The organism is Reyranella sp., from assembly GCF_965229815.1.
Classification (GTDB): domain Bacteria; phylum Pseudomonadota; class Alphaproteobacteria; order Reyranellales; family Reyranellaceae; genus Reyranella.
In genome coordinates this window covers 541661-562883 of sequence record NZ_CBDDJN010000002.1, presented here as the reverse complement: position 1 = coordinate 562883, position 21223 = coordinate 541661, and the positions used below count along the sequence as shown (strand labels likewise).

General features: G+C 69.6%; 17 protein-coding genes and 2 pseudogenes. 9 read left to right on the top strand and 10 right to left on the bottom strand.

Annotated elements, in window-relative coordinates; translation table 11 throughout:
- The first annotated feature begins 50 nt into the window (after window positions 1-50).
- The 5 genes from ACO073_RS03205 (at window position 51) to ACO073_RS03185 (ending at window position 4578) form a co-directional block, all read left to right on the top strand.
- Complete coding sequence (locus tag ACO073_RS03205; RefSeq protein ID WP_421995198.1) at window positions 51-776, top strand: prolipoprotein diacylglyceryl transferase family protein; 726 nt, start codon at window positions 51-53, stop codon at window positions 774-776.
- Window positions 761-2218, top strand: coding sequence for a radical SAM protein (locus ACO073_RS03200; RefSeq protein ID WP_421995196.1), 1458 nt, complete (start codon window positions 761-763; stop codon window positions 2216-2218). The genes ACO073_RS03205 and ACO073_RS03200 overlap by 16 nt, the downstream gene beginning before the upstream one ends.
- Window positions 2215-2460, top strand: a complete 246-nt coding sequence (locus tag ACO073_RS03195; protein ID WP_421995194.1) for a hypothetical protein — start codon at window positions 2215-2217, stop codon at window positions 2458-2460. The genes ACO073_RS03200 and ACO073_RS03195 overlap by 4 nt, the downstream gene beginning before the upstream one ends.
- Before the next feature lie 87 nt (window positions 2461-2547).
- Window positions 2548-3201, top strand: coding sequence for a rhomboid family intramembrane serine protease (locus tag ACO073_RS03190; protein WP_421995192.1), 654 nt, complete (start codon window positions 2548-2550; stop codon window positions 3199-3201).
- Window positions 3202-4578, top strand: a complete 1377-nt coding sequence (locus ACO073_RS03185; RefSeq protein WP_421995190.1) for an ATP-binding protein — start codon at window positions 3202-3204, stop codon at window positions 4576-4578.
- Window positions 4579-4602: 24 nt separating this feature from the next.
- Here the strand turns inward: ACO073_RS03185 and ACO073_RS03180 are convergent, their stop codons facing one another.
- From ACO073_RS03180 to ACO073_RS03165, 4 genes are read right to left on the bottom strand one after another with little or no spacing between them, the layout of a single operon-like run.
- Window positions 4603-5292 carry a ZIP family metal transporter gene (locus ACO073_RS03180; protein ID WP_421995188.1) on the bottom strand — a complete coding sequence of 230 codons (690 nt, stop codon included), beginning with the start codon at window positions 5290-5292 and terminating at the stop codon, window positions 4603-4605.
- A 44-nt stretch (window positions 5293-5336) separates the two neighbouring features.
- Window positions 5337-6572 carry an MFS transporter gene (locus tag ACO073_RS03175; RefSeq protein ID WP_421995186.1) on the bottom strand — a complete coding sequence of 412 codons (1236 nt, stop codon included), beginning with the start codon at window positions 6570-6572 and terminating at the stop codon, window positions 5337-5339.
- Window positions 6572-7984 carry an NAD(P)-binding domain-containing protein gene (locus ACO073_RS03170; protein ID WP_421995184.1) on the bottom strand — a complete coding sequence of 471 codons (1413 nt, stop codon included), beginning with the start codon at window positions 7982-7984 and terminating at the stop codon, window positions 6572-6574. Before ACO073_RS03170 ends, ACO073_RS03175 begins: the two co-directional genes overlap by 1 nt.
- A gap of 50 nt (window positions 7985-8034) precedes the next feature.
- Entirely contained in the window at window positions 8035-8364 is a 330-nt protein-coding gene (locus tag ACO073_RS03165; protein WP_421995182.1) for an ArsR/SmtB family transcription factor, read from the bottom strand.
- 128 nt (window positions 8365-8492) lie between these two features.
- On the opposite strand from ACO073_RS03165, the gene ACO073_RS03160 reads away from it, so the two are divergent.
- Window positions 8493-8945: a cupin domain-containing protein gene (locus ACO073_RS03160; RefSeq protein ID WP_421995180.1), complete on the top strand. Its 453-nt coding sequence runs from the start codon at window positions 8493-8495 to the stop codon at window positions 8943-8945.
- Here ACO073_RS03160 and arsB read toward each other — a convergent pair.
- From arsB to ACO073_RS03140, 4 genes are read right to left on the bottom strand one after another with little or no spacing between them, the layout of a single operon-like run.
- The gene (gene arsB / locus ACO073_RS03155) at window positions 8908-9981 is read right to left on the bottom strand and encodes an ACR3 family arsenite efflux transporter (protein WP_421995178.1); all 1074 of its coding nucleotides are present in this window, start codon (window positions 9979-9981) and stop codon (window positions 8908-8910) included. The genes ACO073_RS03160 and arsB overlap by 38 nt on opposite strands.
- Before the next feature lie 56 nt (window positions 9982-10037).
- Window positions 10038-11270 carry an organoarsenical effux MFS transporter ArsJ gene (gene arsJ, locus ACO073_RS03150; RefSeq protein ID WP_421995176.1) on the bottom strand — a complete coding sequence of 411 codons (1233 nt, stop codon included), beginning with the start codon at window positions 11268-11270 and terminating at the stop codon, window positions 10038-10040.
- A 1-nt stretch (window position 11271) separates the two neighbouring features.
- The gene (locus ACO073_RS03145) at window positions 11272-12312 is read right to left on the bottom strand and encodes an ArsJ-associated glyceraldehyde-3-phosphate dehydrogenase (RefSeq protein WP_421995174.1); all 1041 of its coding nucleotides are present in this window, start codon (window positions 12310-12312) and stop codon (window positions 11272-11274) included.
- 11 nt (window positions 12313-12323) lie between these two features.
- Window positions 12324-13172: a metalloregulator ArsR/SmtB family transcription factor gene (locus tag ACO073_RS03140; RefSeq protein ID WP_421995172.1), complete on the bottom strand. Its 849-nt coding sequence runs from the start codon at window positions 13170-13172 to the stop codon at window positions 12324-12326.
- A gap of 223 nt (window positions 13173-13395) precedes the next feature.
- Here ACO073_RS03140 and ACO073_RS03135 point away from each other — a divergent pair.
- Window positions 13396-13575, top strand: a pseudogene (locus tag ACO073_RS03135) (ATP-binding protein); the annotation flags it as partial.
- Here ACO073_RS03135 and ACO073_RS03130 read toward each other — a convergent pair.
- Entirely contained in the window at window positions 13547-14824 is a 1278-nt protein-coding gene (locus ACO073_RS03130; RefSeq protein WP_421995170.1) for a winged helix-turn-helix domain-containing protein, read from the bottom strand. The pseudogene ACO073_RS03135 and the gene ACO073_RS03130 sit on opposite strands and share 29 nt — an antisense overlap.
- A 269-nt stretch (window positions 14825-15093) precedes the next feature.
- Here ACO073_RS03130 and ACO073_RS03125 point away from each other — a divergent pair, with 269 nt between their 5' ends.
- On the top strand, window positions 15094-19908 hold the full coding sequence (locus tag ACO073_RS03125) for a beta strand repeat-containing protein (protein WP_421995168.1): 4815 nt from the start codon (window positions 15094-15096) through the stop codon (window positions 19906-19908).
- Window positions 19909-19956: 48 nt separating this feature from the next.
- On the opposite strand, the pseudogene ACO073_RS03120 reads toward ACO073_RS03125, so the two are convergent.
- Window positions 19957-20151: pseudogene (locus ACO073_RS03120) on the bottom strand (type IIL restriction-modification enzyme MmeI); the annotation flags it as partial.
- Between the two features lie 136 nt (window positions 20152-20287).
- Between ACO073_RS03120 and ACO073_RS03115 the strand changes: the two are divergent.
- The gene (locus ACO073_RS03115) at window positions 20288-20761 is read left to right on the top strand and encodes a hypothetical protein (RefSeq protein WP_421995166.1); all 474 of its coding nucleotides are present in this window, start codon (window positions 20288-20290) and stop codon (window positions 20759-20761) included.
- Window positions 20762-21223 lie beyond the last annotated feature (462 nt).

The following is a 21223-nucleotide window of genomic DNA, read 5'->3' as shown; positions in this document are numbered from 1 at the left end:
CGCTGCACTCAGGATGACAGATCGCGCCACTGGAGTGGCGCGCCCCCGGCATGACCTGGTTCGGCCTACCCTACATCCACGCCGTCTTCGACGTGCTGGCCTGGCTGGCCTCGATGACGGTGTTCTGGTTCGTGACGCGGCGCCTGCTGCCGCCCGAGGCGCTGCCGGCCAGCCGCGTGCCCTATCCCGGCGCCTACGCCGTGGCCGCCGGCATGGGGGCGCTCTGCGGCGCCATGTTCTTTGGCACGGCCAACGCGCTCCTCTCTGGGCAGAAGGCGCTGGGTTTCTCGATGGTCGGCGGCATCGCCGGGGCGATCGCCGCGGTCGAGGCCTTCAAGCGCATCGCCGGCGTGACCGGCTCGACCGGCATCGCTTTCGCCGCCCCCTTCGCCGCCACCGTGGCGGTCGGCCGCTGGGGGTGCTTCTTCTCCGGCCTCGCCGACTTCACCTACGGCACGCCGAGCGGGCTGCCGTGGGCTGTCGATTTTGGCGACGGCATCGCCCGCCATCCCGTGCAGATCTACGAATCCCTCGCCATGGCGGCCATGCTGGCGCTGCTGATCCAGCGCTTCCGGGCACGTGACCCGTTCTGGCTGCGCAACGGCTTCTACCTCACGGTCGGGTGGTATGGGCTGCAGCGCTTCGCCTGGGAGTTCCTCAAGCCCTACGCGAAGGTGATCGGTCCCTTCAACCTCTTCCATTTTGTCTGCCTCGGGCTCGTCCTGTACGCTGCGGCCATGATCCACCGGGGAAGCAGGGCATGTACGACGGCGTAGAACGCAAATCTGCGCCCTATCTTTTCCTCGGCCAGACGACGTCGCTCTGCGAGACCTGTCTCGGTCTCGTGCCGGCCAAGATCGTCGAGGAGGATGGGCGCATCTACTATTCCAAGCGCTGCATCGAGCACGGCGTGATGAAGACCCTGGTGTCCGACGATCCGGTCTACTGGCGCCGCACGCTGGACTATCTCAAGCCCGGCGACCGGCCGCTGGCGCCCTTCACCCGCACCGAACGCGGCTGCCCGTGGGACTGCGGCCTCTGTCCCGACCACGAGCAGCATTCCTGCCTCGCCATCGTCGAGGTCAACGAGGCCTGCAACCTCGCCTGCCCGGTGTGCTTCGCCGATTCCTCGCCACGCAAGGACAGCCATCGCAGCCTGGCCGAGGTCGAGTTCATGCTCGACGCCCTGGTGAGGAGCGAGGGCGTGCCCGACCTGGTGCAGATCTCCGGCGGCGAGCCCACCATCCACCCGCAGATCCTCGATATCCTGGCCGCCGCGCGCCGGCGTCCGATCAAGCACGTGATGCTGAACACCAACGGCATCCGCATCGCCGAGGACGAGGCCTTCTGCGACGCGCTGGCCGCGCTGCGGCCGGGCTTCGAGGTCTACCTGCAGTTCGATTCGCTGAACGACGACGCGCTGAAGAATATCCGCGGCGCGGCGCTGTCGCGCATCCGGCGACAGGCGCTGGCGAATCTCGAGGCGCGCAACATCTCCACGACGCTGGTCTGCACCGTGAAGCGCGGCGTCAACGACACCGAGATCGGCGCCATCGTGCGGCACGCGCTCACCTACAAGTGCGTTCGCGGCATCAACTTCCAGCCGGTGCAGGATGCCGGCCGCAACGAGGGCTTCGATCCCTCGACCAACCGGGTGGTGCTGTCGGAGATCCGCCGGCGCATCGTCGAGGAGTCGGGCGTCTTCGCCGACGGCGACATGATCCCGCTGCCCTGCAATCCCGCGTCGATCTCGATCGGCTACGGCCTGCGCGACGGCGAGACCGTGATCCCGCTGACCTCGCTGGTGCCGCGCGAGGCGCTGCTGCCCTCGATCCCCAACGCCATCTCGTTCGAGAAGTATCCCGAGCTGCGGCAGCGCTTCGTCGACCTGCTGTCGCTGTCGACCGCCGACACCAACACGGCCGAGCGGCTGGGCTCGCTGCTGTGCTGCCTGCCCGAGGTGCCGATGCCGGAAGGGTCGGGCTACGAGAACGTCTTCCGCGTCACCATCGTGGAATTCCTCGACCGCTTCAATTTCTGCCTCGGCAATGTCAAGCGCTCGTGCGTCCACTTCGTGACGCCGGACGGCGCCATCATCCCGTTCGATACGTACAATACGTTCTACCGGCCGGGAGCGGCCGGCAACGCGCGCCTCGCCGAAGCGCGTCGCCCGGGGCCAGGACGCGTCGGGTCGGGCCGAGTAGGCGCGGGCCGGTGAGCGAGCCGGTTCCGCCGCCGCCGCCGATCCATCCCCCGCCGCCGCCCCAGGGGCGCGCGCTGGGCTGGTTCTTCGCCGTCTCGGGCACGGTTCTGCTGGTCCTGACGCTCGGCTGCATCGTCGCCGTCACCGGCGGAGACCCGATGGACTCGGACACGGGCTTCGCCATCGTCTGCGGCTCGCCGACGCTGATCCTGGGCGGCGTCTTTCTTTGGCTGGGCTCGCGCCGCCTAAAGCGCTAAAGCGGTCATCGTCCGGCCGACGCCGCCGGACGGCGCCGGCCCGCGCCCGGCGCCCCGAAGCCGAGCGAGTCTGAGACGGAGTCAGCGATGCCTTTCGACAGCAGCGATCGCCGGGGGCCGGGGCGCGGCACGGGCGAGCGGGCGATCAACCTGCCGCCGGCGGTGCTGTGGCTGATCGTGCTCAACGTCGCTGTCCAGCTCGTGCGCGGCCTTCTCGACACGCCCGAGGATGAGTCGATCATCCTGACCTTCGGCCTCGTCCCCGCCGCCTACACCGGCGGCGGCGGCGACCTGCTGAGCCTGCTCGCCGCCCCGATCACCTACCAGTTCCTGCACGGCGGCTGGCTCCACCTCGGCATCAACATGGTGACGCTGGCGGCCTTCGGCGCGCCGATCGAGCGGCTGCTGGGCGCCAGGCGCTTCGTGCTGTTCTACCTGTCCGCCGGCATCGTCGCGGGCTTCGTGCACGTTCTGATCAATCCCGGCGCCGGCGATCCGGTGATCGGCGCGTCGGGTGCGGTGAGCGGCGTGTTCGGCGCCGTGCTGATGCTGATGCGCTATGTCGGCAGCCTGACCTCGCTCTATCCCGTGGCCGGCGTGTGGATCGCCGTCAACGTCTTCTTCGGCATCTTCGGCGGCACGCCGGGGGCCGGCGACGCCGAGGTCGCCTGGGCCGCCCATATCGGCGGGTTCGTCTACGGCCTGCTGGCGATCCGCTTCTTCGCGCCGCGGCGGGAATAGGTGGATCCCGTCCCGCTGCGCCGCTACGTCGCCGCCAGCGCCGTCGCCCTGGCGCCGTCCTTCGTCGCGCTGCTGGTCCTCTACTGGTCGGGCCTTCTGGCGGCGCGGCCGATGCTGCTGGCGATGGCGGGCATCGCCGTCGTCACGGTGTGGCTGGTCCAGCGCTACCTCGGCTCGCTGGCCCGCTTCGCCCGCTTCGTCGGCGAGTTGTCGGACGAGCGCGAGCCGGTGATGCCGCGCCTGTCGTTCGCCCCCGCGACCGAGGAACTGGCGACGGCGGCGGCGCTGCTCTCGGCCGGCTGGCGCCGACAGCGCGCCTCGATCGACAATCTGGCGGCCTCGGCCCAGGCGATCGTCGATGGCCTGCCCGATCCGCTGGTCGCGGTCGACCGCCAGCGCCGCATCGTGCGCACCAACCTCGCGGCGCGGCAAATCCTGGGGGCCGCCGCGGCCGAGCGCGATCTCTCGACGGTGTTCCGCCAGCCGCAGCTCCTGGCGGCGATCGACGGGCTGCTGGAGACGGCCGACGGCAACTTCACCGGTCCCGACCAGACCGCGGTCGAGTTCGTCCTGCCCGGCCCGCCCGAGCTCGATGTCATCGCCCATCTGCGCCGCCTGCCGCGCGCGGCAGCCGACGGTTCGCTGGCGCTGGTCGTCCTGCACGACACCACGGCCCTGCGCCGGGCGGAGCGCATGCGCGCCGACTTCGTCGCCAATGCCAGCCACGAGCTCAAGACGCCGATCGCCGGGCTGGCCGGCTTCATCGAGACCCTGCGCGGACCGGCGCGCGACGATACCGCCGCGCGCGAGCGCTTTCTGGGGATCATGGCCGAGCAGGCGGAGCGCATGCGGCGCCTGGTCGACGACCTGTTGATGCTGTCGCGCATCGAGCAGCACGAGCACGCCCGCCCCGCCGCCGCCGTCGACATAGAACGGGTGTTGCGCGGCGTCCTCGACCTGCTTCAGCTCAAGGCGGGCGGCCGCAAGGTGGCGCTCGACCTCGCGGTCACGCCGGGCCTGCCGCCGGCCGTCGGCGACCACGACGAGCTCACCATCGTGTTCCAGAACCTGGTCGACAATGCCGTCAAGTACGCCAAGCCCAACACGATGGTGCGCGTGACGGCGCGGCCGATGAGCGAAGACCGGGTCGCCGTCGCGGTCGCCGACGAGGGCGACGGCATCCCCGCGGCGCACCTGCCGCGGCTCACCGAGCGCTTCTACCGCGTCGATGCCGCCCGCTCGCGGCAGCTCGGCGGGACCGGGCTCGGCCTCGCCATCGTCAAGCACGTCGTCAACCGCCATCGCGGACGGCTCGACATCCAGAGCACGCCGGGCAAGGGCTCGACCTTCACGGTGACGCTGCCGGCGGCTGTCTGAGAGGTCGCGACAGTCAGGTCCTCATCAGGTCCTCATCAGGTCCTCGATCAGCAGCACGACGAGGAAGCCGGCGAAGAACATCGCCGTGATCGCCGGCGTGTCGGCGGTCTCGTGCGCCTCGACCAGCAGCTCCTCGGTGACGAGGTAGAGCAGGGCGATCAGGCTGAAGGCATAGAAGCCGGTCACGATCGTGGGCGGCAGGCCGGCGGCCAGGCTGCCGCAAATGGCGCCCAGCGGCAGGCCGAGACCGATGGCGCCGGTCAGCGCCACGGCCTTCCAGCGGGCCGAGGCAGTCGCGGCGAACTGGCCGGCGAGCGTCAGGCCGAGGAACAGGACCTCGACGGTGAGCGCCAGGGTCAGCAGGACGCCCTGGCGCGCGCCGGCGGCGAAGCTCAGTCCCAGCACCAGCCCGTCGATCAGGATATCGATCCCGGTCGCCGCGGCGAGGCCGACGGCGCCCTGCGCCCGCCGCCCATAGGACTTCAGCGCCAGCATGGCCGCGACGCCGATCACGGCGCCGACCATGACGGCCGCCAGCGAGCCGGCGTGCTTCACGTCGGGCAGGATCTCGGTTGCCGCCGCGGCGAATACGACGCCGGCGGCGAAATGCTGGACGCCGCTCCGGACCTGCGGCCCGGGCTGCAGGAACACGGTGGCGACGGCGCCGATCAGCAGGGCAGCCCAGGGGATCAGCGTGAAGAGCGCGGCCTGCACCGATGCCTCCTGACGTCGCGGGTCGCCCCGTTGGAATCGCCTCGTTACAGGCGGTCGCCGGCGAGGCCCCGCGGTCTTAGCGCTGCGAACGCCACGAGCGCCAGCGCCATCAAGGCGGCCACCAGGGCGAAGGCGAGGCCCCAGGCCAGCGGCGACATGCCGCCTGCGGCGTCGAGCGTCCAGCCGATCGCCAGCGGACCGACGAAGCCGCCGGCGTATCCCAGCATGGAGTGGACCGCGAGGGTGGCGCCGCGCCGCGCCGGATCCGCGGCGCCGGCGGCGCCGGCGGTGAGGGACGAGGAATCGAGCCAGATGATCGCGCCATAGACGACCACCAGGATGACGGCGAGCCAGTAGCCATGGGCGCCGACGAAACCGATCGTGGCGCCGAGGCCGATCGACAGGACCATGGCGGCGATCACCAGCCGCCGCCGGCCGAAGCGGATGGAGGCCTCGTTGCCGACGACGCTGGTCAGCGTCCCCAGCAGGCCGAGCACCGTGACGACGGTGGTGGGCGAGAGGATGCCCTCGACCGCGCCCTGGCTGGCGGCCACCCAGGCGAGGAAGGCGACGCCCCAGCCGCGCAGGGCGTTCATCTCGAGCGTGTGGACGCAATAGGCGAGCGAGTAGGCGAAGGCGGAGCGGTTGCGCAGCACCGGACGGAAGTCGAACAGCGCCTGCGGCGTGGCGGCCGCTGCGGATGCCGGGGGCGGTCGGCCGGGGACGCTGAGCGCCACGGTGAGCCAGGCGATCGCCGCCGTGACGCCGGCGCTGGCGAAGGCGGCCTGCCAGCCGAGCGTCTGCGACAGCAGGTCGCCCAGCATGTACGACAGCGCGCCCGAGATCCCGATGCTGGCGGCGTGACCGGTGACGGCACGCGACATCATCTTCGCATCGACCTGGTCCGCCAGCAGCTTCAGGCCGGTCATGTAGGTGCCGGCCCAGCCGATCCCGGCCAGCGCCCGCAGCGCCATGGCCGACCAGAAGCCTTCGGCGAACAGCCCGAAGGCGAGGTGCGCCACCACCGTGCAGCCAACGCCAAACAGGTAGACGCGCTTGGCGTCGATACGATCGGTGAGCGTCACCAGCACCGGCACCGACAGCATGTAGGCGGCATAGAAGGACGAGGTTATCCAGCCGGCGGCGCCGTTGGACAGCGACCATCGCTCCATCATCTGCGGCAGCAGCGCCGGCCAGTAGTAGGCGCCGATCTGCACGAAGACCTGGGCTGCGCAGACGATCGCGACCAGGCGGGCGCCCGATCGCCGGTCGGTGGTCATCAGCAGCCGCAGCCCTTCCTGCCCTCGGCCTTGGCATGGGCATCGTCCGCGCAGCAGGCCCCCGCGCCCGCGCTCGCTTCCGTGGCCGGGGCCGGCCCGCCGCAGCAGCCGGCAGCCGCGTCGGTCGCGCCGTCGCCAAGCGCGGCTTGCGGGCCGGGGCCGGAGCAGACGCCGGTCTCCGGCAGCACCAGCTCGACACGTGCCGCTGCTTCCTTGTCGCCGGCGATCTCGGCCACGATCGACCGGACCTGCTCGTAGCCGGTCAGCATCAGGAAGGTCGGGGCTCGCCCGTAGCTCTTCATGCCGGCGAAGTAGAAGCCGGGCTCGGGCTGCGCGAGCTCCCGCGCGCCGTGCGGGCGCACGGTGCCGCAACTGTGGATGTTGGGATCGATCAGCGGCGCCAGCGCCGGCGGACATTCGATCGCAGGGTCGAGCCCGAGCCGGACCTCGCGCAGGAAGTCGAAGTCGGGCCGGAAGCCCGTCGCCACCACCAGCTCGTCGACGGTGACGAAGCGACCGCAGCACGAGGAGCCGGCGCCGATGCGCAGCCCGTCACCGTCGCGCGAGACGTGGCTGACGCGGAAGCCTGTCTCGACGCAGATCCTGCCGTCCGTCACGAGCTTCGCGAAGGCCGAGCCCAGCGCGCCGCGCGCGGCGAGCTTGTCGTTGGCGCCGCCGCCGAACGCCTTCTCCGGCCTGTCGCCGCGCAGCAGCCAGATCACCTCGGTGCCCGAGGCTTCCTCGCCGAGGCGGACGAGGTCGATCAGGGTGCCGATCGCCGAATGGCCGGCACCCAGCACGGCGACCCGGCGGCGGGCGTAGCGCGCACGATCGCGCCCCAGCACGTCGGGCATGCCGTAGGCGATGCGGTCCTGCGCCTCGCGCTCGCCGATCGCCGGCAAGCCGTCCGCGCCGGCCGGATTGGGCGAGAACCAGGTGCCGGTGGCGTCGATCACGGCATCGGCCTTCAGTTGCTCGGCCCCTTTCCCGTTCTGGTAGCGGATGGTGAAGGGCTCGAAGGCGCGGCCGTTGCTCTTCATCTTGTCGAAGCCGGCGCGGCCGACACTGGTCACCATGCTGCTGGTGCGGATGTGGTCCTTGAGCGGCGTGCGCGTGGCCAGCGGCTCGAGGTACTGCGCCAGCAGTTCGGCGCCGGTCGGGTACTGGTCGGGCGGCGGCGAGTTCCAGCCGGCAGCCACCAGCAGGCGCTCCGAGGCCTTGTCGACGGCGTATTCCCACGGCGAGAACAGCGGCACATGTGCCCACTGGCGCACGGCGTGCCCGACCTGCGGGCCGGCCTCGAGCACGACGGGCTCCATGCCGCGCTCCAGCACATGGGCGGCGGCGGCAAGGCCCACGGGGCCGGCGCCCAGGATGGCGACCGTCTTCGGCCTGTTCAGCGAATCGGGCATGACTTTCTCCGGTTCTCCTAGAATCATCGAAATAGCGGGGCAAAAAAAATTCAGGCGACCTTCTTGAACTTCGACACGATGGCGGGCGGGCAGGAGCCGTCGGCGCAGCATTCGGCGACCATGTAGTCGATCAGCCCGTGCATCTCGCCGTAGCTCGCGTTGCAGATCAGCGTCGTCCCCTCACGGGTCTGGGTGACGAGGCCGACGCCGACCAGCGCCTTGAGGTGATGCGACAGGGTCGACGCGGCGATGTCGAGCCGCTCCTGCAGGCGGCCGACCGCCATGCCCTCGTCGCCCGCCCGCACAAGGGTGCGAAAGATCTTCAGCCGGGTCGGGTTGCCCAAGGCTTCGAGGCGCGCGGCGGCATCGTCGAGCTTCATGCGGAGACCTTGGAGAAGCCTTCCGGCCCTGTCAAACGGTATTTCCGGAATATTCGAAATAGTCGCTCTGCCTGCGCGACCGCGTTGCTTGCGATGGCACCGTCACGAACCCTTAACGTTCGAGCCGCATGGCTGAGACGGACCTTTGGCCCGGCGCGGAGCGTGTGATGACGGCTCTTTTCGATCTGGACGCGGAACTGGCGAAGTTGACCATGTTTCGAGGGCGCACGCCGACCTCGACCAGGGAGGATCGAAAAGGCTCGTCGACCCGCCTGGCCGCCTATCGCGATGCCACCATCTTCGTGAACAAGTCGGCCGGCCGGGGCGCGTGGGAAAGGCATCCCGACGGAGATGAGTTCGTCTACATCATCGACGGTGCCGCGACGCTGCATGTCCTCACCGATGCGGGCTTGCAGTCCATGCCGGTCGACACCGGAAAGCTCGCCATCGTCCCGGCAGGCGCCTGGCACCGGTTCGACTATCCCGATGGCGTGACCTTGATGACCATCACGCCGGGGCAGAGCGAGTACGTGCGGGCCGACGTCACCGACCCGCTCTCCGCCGAGGTGACGCGCGATTGAGGGTCGTCACCGCGGCCCCTTGCTCGTACCAGCCCTTGCTGGCGTTCACGATCTTCACCACCGACAGCATGACCGGCACCTCGATCAGGACGCCGACCACCGTGGCAAGGGCGGCGCCCGAGGAGAAGCCGAAGAGGCTGATGGCGGCGGCGACGGCGAGTTCGAAGAAGTTGCTGGCGCCGATCAGCGCCGACGGCGCGGCGACGCAATGCGCCTCGCCGGTCGCGCGGTTCAGCAGGTAGGCCAGTCCCGCGTTGAAGTAGACCTGGATCAGGATCGGCACGGCGAGCAGGGCGATGATCAGCGGCTGACTGATGATCTGCTCGCCCTGGAAGCCGAACAGCAGGACCAGCGTGGTCAGCAGCGCCACGAGGGAGAGCGGCTGCAGGCGCGCCAGCAGCGCCGCCAGGCCGGCCGCGCCGCCGCGTGCCAGCGCGCCGGCGCGCAGCACCTGCGCCAGCACGACCGGCACGACGATGTAGAGGCCGACCGACAGCAGCAGCGTCTGCCACGGCACCGTGATGGCCGACAGGCCGAGCAGCAGGCCGACGATGGGCGCGAAGGCGAACACCATGATTGTGTCGTTCAGCGCCACCTGCGTCAGGGTGAAGTCGGGCTCGCCGTCCGACAGGTTGCTCCACACGAACACCATGGCCGTGCAGGGCGCGGCCGCCAGCAGGATCAGGCCGGCGATGTAGCTGTCGATCTGGCCGGCCGGCAGCCAGGGGCGGAAGAGATGGCCGACGAACAGCCAGCCCAGCAGCGCCATCGAGAAGGGCTTGACCGCCCAGTTGATGAACAGGGTGACGCCGATGCCGCGCCAGTGCTCGCGCACCTTGCCGATGGCGGCGAAGTCGACCTTCGCCAGCATGGGAATGATCATCAGCCAGATCAGCAACGCCACCGGCAGGTTGACGTGGGCGACCTCGGCGCTGCCGATGGCGTGGAACAGGGCGGGAAACGCGTGGCCGAGCGCGATCCCGGCCACGATGCAGAGCGCCACCCACAGGGTAAGGTACCGTTCGAACAGGGACATCGCTCAGCCACGCCCTCTTTCCATGATCCGCGAAAAGTTGAAGGTGAAGGAGAGGGTCAAGCCGCCTGCCCGCGCGGCATCGCCCCCCGGCTCGGCAGGAGGAAGGTGATGGCCCAGCAGGCGAGTAGCATGGCCGTCGATCCGAGCAGGCAGGCGTCGAGGCCGCCCATCTGGTAGAGCGCGCCGGACAGCAGGATGCCGAGCAGTCGGCCGGCAGCGTTGGCCGCGTAGTAGAAGCCGACGTCCTCCGCCGCCTTCTCCGATCCGGCATAGGCCAGGATCAGGTAGGAATGGAGCGAGGAGTTGACCGCGAAGGGCAGGGCGAACAAGGCGAGCCCCGCGACCACGACGAGGTCCGGCGGCCACGGCCCGGCCTGGTGCAGCAGCACCGACAGCGCCAGCGGCACGGCGGCCAGCAGTCCTGCCCACAGGCGGGCATTGGGAACCTCGCGGCTGAGCCCGTCGTCGCTGCGCGTCACCAGCCCGGGCGCGAAGGCCTGGATGCCGCCGTAGGCCACGGTCCAGGCCGCGAGGAAGCCGCCGACCTCCGTGAAGCGCCAGCCGCTGGCGTAGAGGAATACGGGCAGGCCGACGACGAACCAGACGTCGCGCGCACCGAACAGGAAGATGCGCGCGGCGGCCAGCAGGTTGACGCCGCGCGACTTGGCGAACAGCTCGCGCACCGTCCGCGACGGCTTCGCCCTCCCGAGCTGGCGCGGCAGCAGCAGCGCACCGCCGGCCATGACGACCAGGATGGCGGCCGCCATCAGCCAGAGCGCGGGCCTGAAGCCGACCAGGTCCAGCAGCAGGCCGCCGACGAAGAAGCCCAGCCCCTTCATGGCGTTCTTCGAGCCGGTGAACCACGCGACCCAGCGGAAGAGCTGGCCCGACCCCTGGGCGGCGGTCGCCTTGATGGCCGACTTGGACGCCGTCTTGGTGAAGTCCTTGGCGAGACCCGAGATGCCCTGGGCGGCGACCACCCAGGCCACCGACAGGGCCGCGCTCCATTCCGGTCCGAGCAGCGAGAGCATGACCAGGCCGGCGATCTGCAGCGCCTGGCCGGCCATTAGCATGCGCGGGATGCCGAAGCGCACCGCGAGCCAGCCGCCGGCCAGGTTGGCGACGATGCCGGCGCACTCGTACAGCAGGAACAGGAAGGCGAGCGTGAACGGCGAGTAGCCGAGCTGGAAGAAGTGCAGCAGCACGAGCATGCGCAGCGCGCCGTCGACCAGGGTGAAGCCCCAGTAGGACAGGGTGACGATCAGGTAGCTGCGGGCAGCGGAAGCCACATCACGTCTCCGCGTCGATCACCTGGTTGGCGAGGTCGACCATCCGGCTGACATAGCCCATCTCGTTGTCGTACCAGGCATAGACCTTGAGCAGCGTGCCATCGGTGACCATCGTGCTGGGCGCGTCGACGATGGCGCTGCGCGTGTCGTTGCAGTAGTCGACGGAGACCAGGGGTTTCGTCTCGTAGCCCAGGATGCCGGCCAGGGGACCTCGCGCGGCCCGGGCGAACAGGTCGTTGACCTCCGTCTCGGTCGTGCCGCGCTTCAGCTCGAACACGCAGTCGGTCAGGCTGGCGTTGAGTACGGGCGCCCGCACCGCGTGGCCGTTCAGCTTGCCCTTCAGCTCGGGATAGATCAGCGCGATCGCCGTGGCGCTGCCCGTCGTCGTGGGCGCCAGCGAGGCCATGGCCGAGCGGGCGCGCCGCAGGTCCTTGTGCGGGGCATCGACCACGACGTTGGTGTTGGTGGGATCGTGGATGGTCGTGATCTGGCCGTGCCGGATGCCGATCGCCTCGTGCACGACCTTGACCACGGGCGCGAGGCAATTGGTGGTGCAGGACGCGGCGGTCAGCAGCCGATGCCGCCCGGGCTCGTAGAGATGGTCGTTGACGCCGACCACGACGTTCAGCGCCCGGTCGTCCTTCACCGGGGCGGCGACGATGACGCGCTTCACACCCCGCTGGAAGTAGGCGTCGAGCTGCTCGGGCTTCAGGAACTTGCCCGTGCATTCGAGGACGATCTCGCAGCCGAGGTCGCCCCACGGCACGCCGCCCGGCGAGGCCTCGGCGCTGAAACCGATGTACCGGCCGCCGACCGCGATGCCGCGCTCGTCCGCCTCGAAGGAGGCGGACCAGCGGCCGTGGATGCTGTCGAACTCGAGCAGATGGGCCGTCGCTTCGGCGCCGCCCTTGATCTCGTTCACATGCACGATGTCGAGGCGGTTGCCGCGCCGCGGATCGTCCGCCGCGCGCGGCGCGCCGCCGAGCGCCGCGCGCAGGGCGAGCCGACCCATGCGGCCCATGCCGTTGATGCCGACCTTCATGGCAGACTCCGCTAGACCGGCGCGCGTGCACTGTCGCCCAGCTCGTCGAGGCGCTTCTTCAGCGCCAGCCGGTCGAGCGAGGCATAGGGGAGGTTGACGAAGATCTCGAGGCGGCGGCGGATCATGCCGTAGAGCTCGTTGATCATCGTGGCCTGCTCCGCAGGCGTGCCCTTGAACTTGGCCGGGTCGGGCAGCGGCCACGATGCCGTGATCGGGTTGGGACCGACATCGGGACAGTCCTGGCCATCCAGCGTGTCGCAGAGGGCAATGACGAAGTCCATCTGCGGCGCGTCGGGCCCGACGAACGTGTCCCACGACTTGCAGTGCAGGCCGGAGACGTCGTGGCCCAGCGCCTTCAGCTTCTCGATCACCTCCGGCATCGGACTGCGGGCCGGCTCGGAGCCTGCGGAGTAGGCGTTGAACTTGCCCTTGCCGACCTTCTCCAGGATCGACTGGGCCATCAGCGATCGCGCGGAATTGCGCGTGCACAGGAAAAGCACATTGAACGAAGGGGTCATGGAGTCGTCCTCGGGAGGGTCTGGGAGCAGTCGGGCGAGGTCGCCACACAGTTCGGGGCGGCCGCCGCAGCAGGTCTCGGTCAGGAAGCCGAGGAGGGTGCGAAGTCCGATGAAGCGGACCGCGTAGATGACGTGTCGACCGCGCCGGACGGATTGGACAAGCTGTGCCTGTTCCAGCGCAGCCAGATGGAACGACAAGGTCGAGGGCGCTTGGCGCAGGGCGGCAGCGAGCTCGCCCGCGGCCATGCCGGACGCGCCACGCGAGGCCAGCAGGCGCATGAGATCAAGCCGGGTCTCCTGCGCCAGGGCCGCAAATCCCTGCACGGCATCCTTTGTTTCCATGATTCGAGAATAGTCGAAACGAATGGCTCGATCAAGAGAATCCATCGGTCCGGCATCACGCTCCCGGGGGGCATCGCGCGGCTTGGGCGAACGGCTCCTGACTTCCGTCTCGGTGGTCGTCCTGCGACCAGGGCCGCTGCGGCGGACCGCGCGCGTCGCGGCGCGGCCGCTGGGCGAGGATCGCGTCGCGCCGTCGCGGACGATGGCGGCGGCATTCCCGCCACCGCGCCTCACCGAGCGCTTCTACCGCGTCGATGCCGCCCGCTCGCGACAGCTCGGCGGCACCGGGCTCGGCCTCGCCATCGTCAGGCACGTCGTCAACCGCCATCGCGGTCGGCTCGACATCCAGAGCACGCCGGGAAAGGGCTCGACCTTCACGGTGACGTTGCCGGCGGCGGGCTGAGCAGCCCGACTTCGCTCAGCAGCCGATCGAATCGCGGCTCGCCGGCGAGCCGCCGGAAGGGCGGGAACTCGGCGATGAACGGCGCATTGTCGCCGCGCTCCTCGACGCAGCGCTCCAGGGCGGCGAGCGCCTGCTCGCGCTCGCCGATCGCCATGGCCTGGATCGCTGCCTCGAACCACTGGTTGAGCTTCGCCAGCCGGGCGATCCACTCGACGATGGCGGCGCACGGGCCGGCGCGCCGGGCGACGTCGGCCAGCCGCTCGGCCTCGGTGTGATCGCCGAACAGCCGCAGCCAGATCGCGCGCTCGGCCGCAGCTTCGGCGTGCCGTCCCAGCTGGTCGAGCACGACCATCCGCCGGAAGTGCGGCCGCCGCGCTTCGGGGTCGACTGAGACCGCCTCGCCGAGTGCCGCCAGGGCGCGCTCGCCGTCGCCCGCCATCCACCAGGCGAGTCCCAGGCGCTCGTGCGTCTCGCGCCGCGTCGGGTCGATGGCGCGCGCCCGCTCGAGCTCGGCCAGCGCCTCGCGATGACGGCCGACCGCCGACAGGAAGAAGCTGTTGCCGACCCTGGTTTCCACCGAGGCGGGAGCCAGCGCCACGGCCATCGCGAGATCGGCCTCCGCGCCCGCCCAGTCCGCATCGTAAGTCATCTTCAGGCGGCCCAGGACGGCGTAGGCCTCGCCCTGCCGCGGATCCGTGGCCAGCGCGCGCCGCGCGGCGTCGGTGGCGAGCTGCACGGCCTCGTCCACCGGAAGGGGCCGGCGGATCGTGGTCGAGGACAACAGGAGATAGGTCGAGGCGAGTCCCGCCAGCGCGTTGGCATCGTGGGGATCGAGCGCCAGTGCCCGCTCGAACAGGCCGAGCGCCCGCAGCGCCGGCACACGCTCGGCCTGGCCGAGCTGATAGCGCGCCTCGCGGAGCACCCGCGTCGCTTCCGGGGACTCCTGGCCCTTCACGGCGCGCACCGGCATGGCGAGTCGATAGCCGTTCCTGGCCACCGTCTCGATGGTCCCGCCGCCCAGCACCTTGCGCAGCACCGAGATGTGAACGGTGAGATTGCGATCCTCGACAATCACCTCGGGCCACAAATGGGTATTGAAGGTCTGGCGATCGACCAGTCGGCCCTCGGCCTCGGCCAGCAGTCGCAACACGTCCAATGTCTTGCCGGTCACCGGTACACGCGCGCCGTGCCGCGTCAGGCGTCGCTCGGCGGCATCGAGCACGAAGGGACCGAATTCGAATAATGCCACTCGGGTGCCTTTGACCTTTTTTTGACCTTTGCCCGTGGCACGCGACAGCTGCAAGGGCCCACATCCTGCAATTGAGATGCGGATAGCCGTCGATTCCCGACGCACACGGTGCGGGTTCATTTTTGATCTTTTTTTGACCTCGGCTGACCGCTCCTCGCCGTTAGAATCAAAGGGCAATTGGGGACCGGATCAAAGTTCCGATTGACCGCTTGGTTGTCGTCTCGGGGTTGGGGATGGGGAGCTCAACGAAAGAGCGTGCATCGCCCATCGTGCGGCGGCTGACGGCCGGCCTGCTGCTGGGCACCTGCCTGACGCCGCTCGGCGCAATGGGCCAGACCTGGCAGGGCGCGACCGGCGACTACTTCACGTCGTCGAACTGGAGCCCGGCCACCGTTCCGACAAATGCCGGCACCACGGCGACGTTCGGCGCGGCCGGCGTCAACAATGTTTCGATCGGTTCCGGCCTCACCATCGGGACGTTCGACTTCCTCAACAACGCGCAGGCCTATACGATCAACATCACTGGCGGGGGTATACAGTTCAGAAACGGGAGCGGCATCGTCAACAATTCGTCGGCCGTCCAGACCATTCGCTCCGATGTCGCCGGGGCGGCGATCTCGTTCGACGCGGGCAGCACCGCCGCCAACGCCACGGTCATCTCGACCGATTCCAACATCAACTTCGCCAGCAATTCGACCGGCGGCACCGCCACCGTCAGCGCCACCGGTGCGCGCATCAACGTCGGCGGCACCGCCTCCCTGCAGAATGCGACTGTGAATGTCGGCGCCAGTGGCTCGCTGAGGTTCCTCGACACCGGCAGCGGCGGCCAGGCCAGCGTCTCATTGACCGGCGGATCGGAGCTCCTCTTCCAATCCTATACCGGTGCCGGCACGACGATCGGATCGCTTTCGGGTAACGGGACGGTGAGCCTGGGGACCGGCGTTGACGCCAAAGCGCTGGCCATCGGCGGCAACAACCAATCGACGGCGTTCAACGGCCGCATCAGGCAGGACGGTTCGATCGAGAAATCCGGCTCGGGAACGCTGACGCTGTCGGGCAACAACGACTACACCGGCGGCACGACCCTCACGTCCGGCACACTGGCGGCCGGCAGCAGCACGGCGCTGGGGACCGGTGGGCTCACCATCGCGAATGGAGCGACCCTGCAGGCCGCCGCCTCGGTGACGCTGGCCAATACCGTGACGCTCAACGGTGCCGGCACGGTCGACAGCCAGGCCAGCACGCTGACGCTGAACGGCGCGATCGGCGGCGCCGGCAGCCTGGGCAAGACCGGCGGCGGCACGCTCGTCCTGGGCGGTACCAACAACTACAGCGGCGGCACAACGGTGTCGGCGGGCACGCTGCAGGGCACGACCTCGAGCCTTCAGGGCAACATCGCCAACAATGCCAACGTCACCTTCAACCAGGCCGGCGCGGGCACCTATTCGGGCAACATGTCAGGCAGCGGCAGCCTGACCAAGAGCGGCACCGGGACGGTGACGCTGACGGGTACGAACAGCTACACGGGTGCTACCGCGGTCGACGGCGGGACTCTCGCCCTGGGCAATGCCGCCCTCTCGAGCTCGAGCGGCGTGACGGTGGCCAGCGGCGCCACCTTCGACATCACCGGCAACACCGGGTTCACCACCATCCGGACACTGGGCGGCGCCGGCACCGTGCAGCTGAATGACGGGCTGGTTCTCAGCAACGCCGCCGGCACTTTCTCCGGCGTCATTGGCGGCAGCGGCTCCAGTTCCGGCCTGACGGTCGCCGGCGGCGGCACATACACGCTGACCGGCGCCAACACCTATGTCGGCCCGAGCCAGATCAACGCCGGCACCACCCTGGCGCTGAGCGGCTCGGGATCGATCGCCAGCACGTCCTTCGTCGGTGTTCTCGCGACGGCCACGCTCGATCTCTCGCAGACGACATCGGGTGCCTCGGTCGGCGGGCTGTTCGCCGCTGGCACCGTCAGCCTGGGCGGCAGGACGCTCACCATCACCAACGGCTCGGCCTTCAGCGGCGTCATCCAGGATGGCGGCATCGCCGGCGGCACGGCCGGGTCCGTGGTCTTCTCCGGCTCGGGCGGCCAGGACCTGAGCGGCGTCAACACCTACACCGGCGCGACGACGATCACGGCGGGCGGGCTGCTCACGCTTTCCGGCAACGGCAGCATCGCCTCGTCGAGCGGCCTGACGCTGTCCGGCGCCGGAGCGCAGTTCGACGTCTCCGCTGCCAACGCCAACGTCACGATTCAGGACCTGACAGGCGTCGCCGGCTCGACCGTCCAGATCGGCGGCAACAGCCTGATCGTGGGCACGGCCAATTCGACGACCTTCGCCGGCGTGATCGACGACAGCAGCGGTCCCGGCGGCGGCCTGATCAAGCAGGGCAGCGGCACGCTGACCTTGAGCGGCGCCAACCTCTACACGGGCGGCACCACCATCAACGCGGGAACGCTTGCGATCGGCAACAACAGTGCGCTGGGCACGGGTGCACTCTCCTTTTCGGCCGGCACGACCCTGCAGGCCGCCGCGTCGGGCCTTTCGGTCGGCAATGCCATGACGCTGAACGGCACCGGAACCGTCGATACCCAGACCAACACCCTGACGCTCGGTGGCGCGATCGGTGGCACCGGCAACCTGACCAAGATCGGCACCGGCACGCTGATCCTGACCGGCAACAACAGCTACACGGGTGGCACGACGGTGTCCGGCGGCACGCTGCAGGGCACGACGTCGAGCCTGCAGGGCGCCATCCTCAACAACGCGACGGTGGCGTTCAACCAGGCGACCAGCGGCACCTATGCCGGCGCGATGTCGGGCACAGGCGGCCTCGTGGTGACGGGCGGCGGGACGGTGACGCTGTCGGGCGCCAACAGCTACACGGGCGGCACGACGGTGTCTGGCGGCAGCACGCTCGTGGGCACGACGTCGAGCCTGCAGGGCGCCATCCTCAACAACGCGACGGTGGCGTTCAACCAGGCGACCAGCGGCACCTATGCCGGCGCGATGTCGGGCGCGGGCGGCCTCGTGGTGACGGGCGGCGGGACGGTGACGCTGTCGGGCAACAACAGCTACACGGGTGGCACGACGGTGTCCGGCGGCACGCTGCAGGGCACGACGTCGAGCCTGCAGGGCGCCATCCTCAACAACGCGACGGTGGCGTTCAACCAGGCGACCAGCGGCACCTATGCCGGCGCGATGTCGGGCACAGGCGGCCTCGTGGTGACGGGCGGCGGGACGGTGACGCTGTCGGGCGCCAACAGCTACACGGGCGGCACGACGGTGTCCGGCGGCACGCTGCAGGGCACGACGTCGAGCCTGCAGGGCGCCATCCTCAACAACGCGATGGTGACCTTCAACCAGACCGGCAGCGGCACCTACGCGGGAGCGATGTCGGGCACGGGCGGCATGACGCTGCAGGGCGGCGGCACGCTCGCCATGACGGGCGCCAGCACCTACAGCGGCGCCACGACGGTGGACGCCAGCACGCTGGTGGTGAACGGTTCGCTGGCGAGCGCGGTGACGCTGAGCAACGGCGCCATGCTGGGCGGCACCGGCAGCATCGGCGGGCTGGTGTCGAACGGCGGTGTGCTGGCGCCGGGCAACTCGATCGGCACGCTGACGGTGAACGGCACCTTCAGCCAGATCGGCGGAACCTACGTGGTCGAAGCCAATGCGGCGGGCCAGGCCGACCGGGTGAACGTCACCGGCACCGCCACCATCAGCGGCGCCGTGGTGCAAGTCGTCGCCGCGTCGGGCAACTACGGCACCAGCACGACCTACACCATCCTCAATGCGACGGGCGGCGTGACGGGAAGCTACTCCGGCGTCACCAGCAACTTCGCGTTCCTGACGCCGAGCCTGTCGTACGACGCCAACAATGTGTTCCTGACCCTGGCGTTGCAGGGCAACGCCTTCTCGGGCTTCGGCGGCAACACGGTGAACCAGCGCAACGTTGGCTACGCGCTCGACCAGTCCTATGCCAACGCCACCGGCGACTTCGCCACGGTGGTGGGGGCGCTGGCGAGCCTCAGCACCCAGCAGGCCGGGCCGGCGCTGAACACGATCAGCGGCCAGCCCTACGCAGACTTCGGCACGTTCAACGTGGCGGCCAACGCGCTGTTCATGAACGCCGTCGGCCAGCAGATGGCGCTCGCCCGCGGCGGCGCGGGCAGCGGCCAGCGCCAGGCGCTGGCGGAAGCGTGCGATGTCGCCGCCTGCGACGGCACCAGCCCGTTCAGCGTATGGGGCAGCGCGCTGGGCGGCCTGGGCGCGGTGCAGGGCGACGGCAACGCCAGCACCTTCACTTACAACGTGGGCGGCACGGCGGCCGGAATCGACTACCGGCTCTCGCCGAGCCTGCTGGTCGGGCTGGGCGCCGGCTACGCGAGCGGCACGCAGTGGGTCGACAGCTTCCAAGGCAAGGGCTGGAGCAACGGCGTGAGCGTGGCGGCCTACGCGAGCCTCGTTCAGGGGGGCGCCTACCTAGACGCGCTGGCGGGCTATGCCTACGCCAACAACCAGCTGCAGCGGCAGATCGCGATCCCCGGGCTGCAGCCGCGCACGGCCAGCGGCAGCACGGGGGCGAATCAGTTCCTCGGCCAGGCCGAGGCGGGCTATGCCTTCGGCCTCTATGCGCCGGCGCAGGCCACCGTCACGCCGTTCGTGCGCTTCCAGGCGTCGAGCATCAACCAGGCGGCATTCACGGAATGGGGCGCCGACAGCCTCAACCTCAGCGTGGCGCAACAGACGACGACGTCGCTGCGCACGGTGCTGGGCGCCGATCTCGCCGGTTCCGTCGGGCTGGGCGGCGACCGCCGCCTGGAGTTCGGGCTGCGGCTGGGCTGGCTGCACGAGTACGCCGACACGACGCGGCCGATGACGGCGGCTTTCGCCGGCGCGCCGGGCAACGGCTTCACCGTCTACGGCGCCACGCCGCAGCGCGACAGCGCGGTGATCGGCCTGCAGGCGCAGACGCTCGTCGCAGACGGCGCGCGGCTTTACGTCCGCTACGACGGAGAGTTGGGCGGCGGCTCCGACAATCACGCCTTCACCGCCGGCCTGCGGCTCACCTGGTAGTCGCCATCGCCTCGGCGGATGCCTCAAGGCGGGGCTACGCCGTGAAGGGGAACCGGTGCGCATCTTGTTGAACAGGTCGGCCGGCATGTGCGCCAGGCCGGACTTGTCGCGCAGCGCCTCCTCGACAACGGCGCCGAAGACGTTGCCGGGCGGCAGCCCGGCATCCTCGGCGAACCGGCAGAACACGATCTTGTTCAGGAAGTGGGCGAGGCCGCCAGCACCGACAGCTCGACACCGCGCCATTTCCGAACAAAATCGTCGGACGTCATGGGCCGGCAGAATCAAAAGATTTGCCGGTTCGCTCTCGGGATTCGCTTGACTCCCTGGCGCAAGGTTGTGGCCTATCCCTGTCGACCTTCATCCGCGCAAGGATCGACACATGACCTGCACACTTCTTCACGAGTCCATTGACTTCCTCGCCGGCAATCGTGGCCTGTGGTTGTCGACGCTCGTCGCGAGGACCGGGACGGCCCGGCCGCCGGTGAAGGCTACACCGACCCGCTGCGCGTCCGGACCGGCCACCAACCGGCGGTCGGGGCGGGTGGCCATCGGCAAGGGGTTAACCAGGCTGCCGGACCAACCGGCGATCCTTCCGACGAGCGCCATCGCCGCTCGTGCCGGGCCGCGGGCGCGACCGCGCGCGAGGGTCCGGCACCGCACACTGAAGGAAGGGATGAACATGTTCGTTTGCACCTGCGCTGCGGCGGGCAGCGCGTTGGCCAGCCTGTCGCACCGGCTATCGGATGCGGAGAGGCTCTCCGACGGAAAACTCTATAGGGAGGTCGCTAAGGTTTTTTTCGCGCCAACGCCTTGTCCGGCAACGGCTTTCGGCCACGGCCGGAAAAAACGTTAGAGGGCCGTTTGCCGGTATCTAGAGTTTTCTGATGGCCCGGGCTTCGCTCAGTCGCGTCGCGTTCGGAAGTATCGGCGCCACTCCGTCGGCCACGACAGGGGGTGCCGCTCGCTCTATGCATCGTTGGATCCGTACGCGTTCGTGCGCGCCGTACCCCCGCGCGAGGGTGATTCCACGTAGTCACGGCCGGGCAACGGCGCCGCGATTGGGGCGCGTACCTTCGGCGCTCGCCCCGAATACCGCGGCCCGGATTATTGGATGCTCCGGTGTCCAATAATTCGGCGCCGCCTTCTGGCGACCGGCTTCGACACGGCAACGGCGCGTCTACTTGATCAGGCCCTTCTCCGGTAGAACGCCATCGCTCCCATTGGCGATCCGCCCACCCCAGCCTTGTGTTTGCGTCGAATGGAATCCTTGCAGCCAACCCGGGCCGGGTCCTCGAGTTGGTCCGCCTGGACTGGA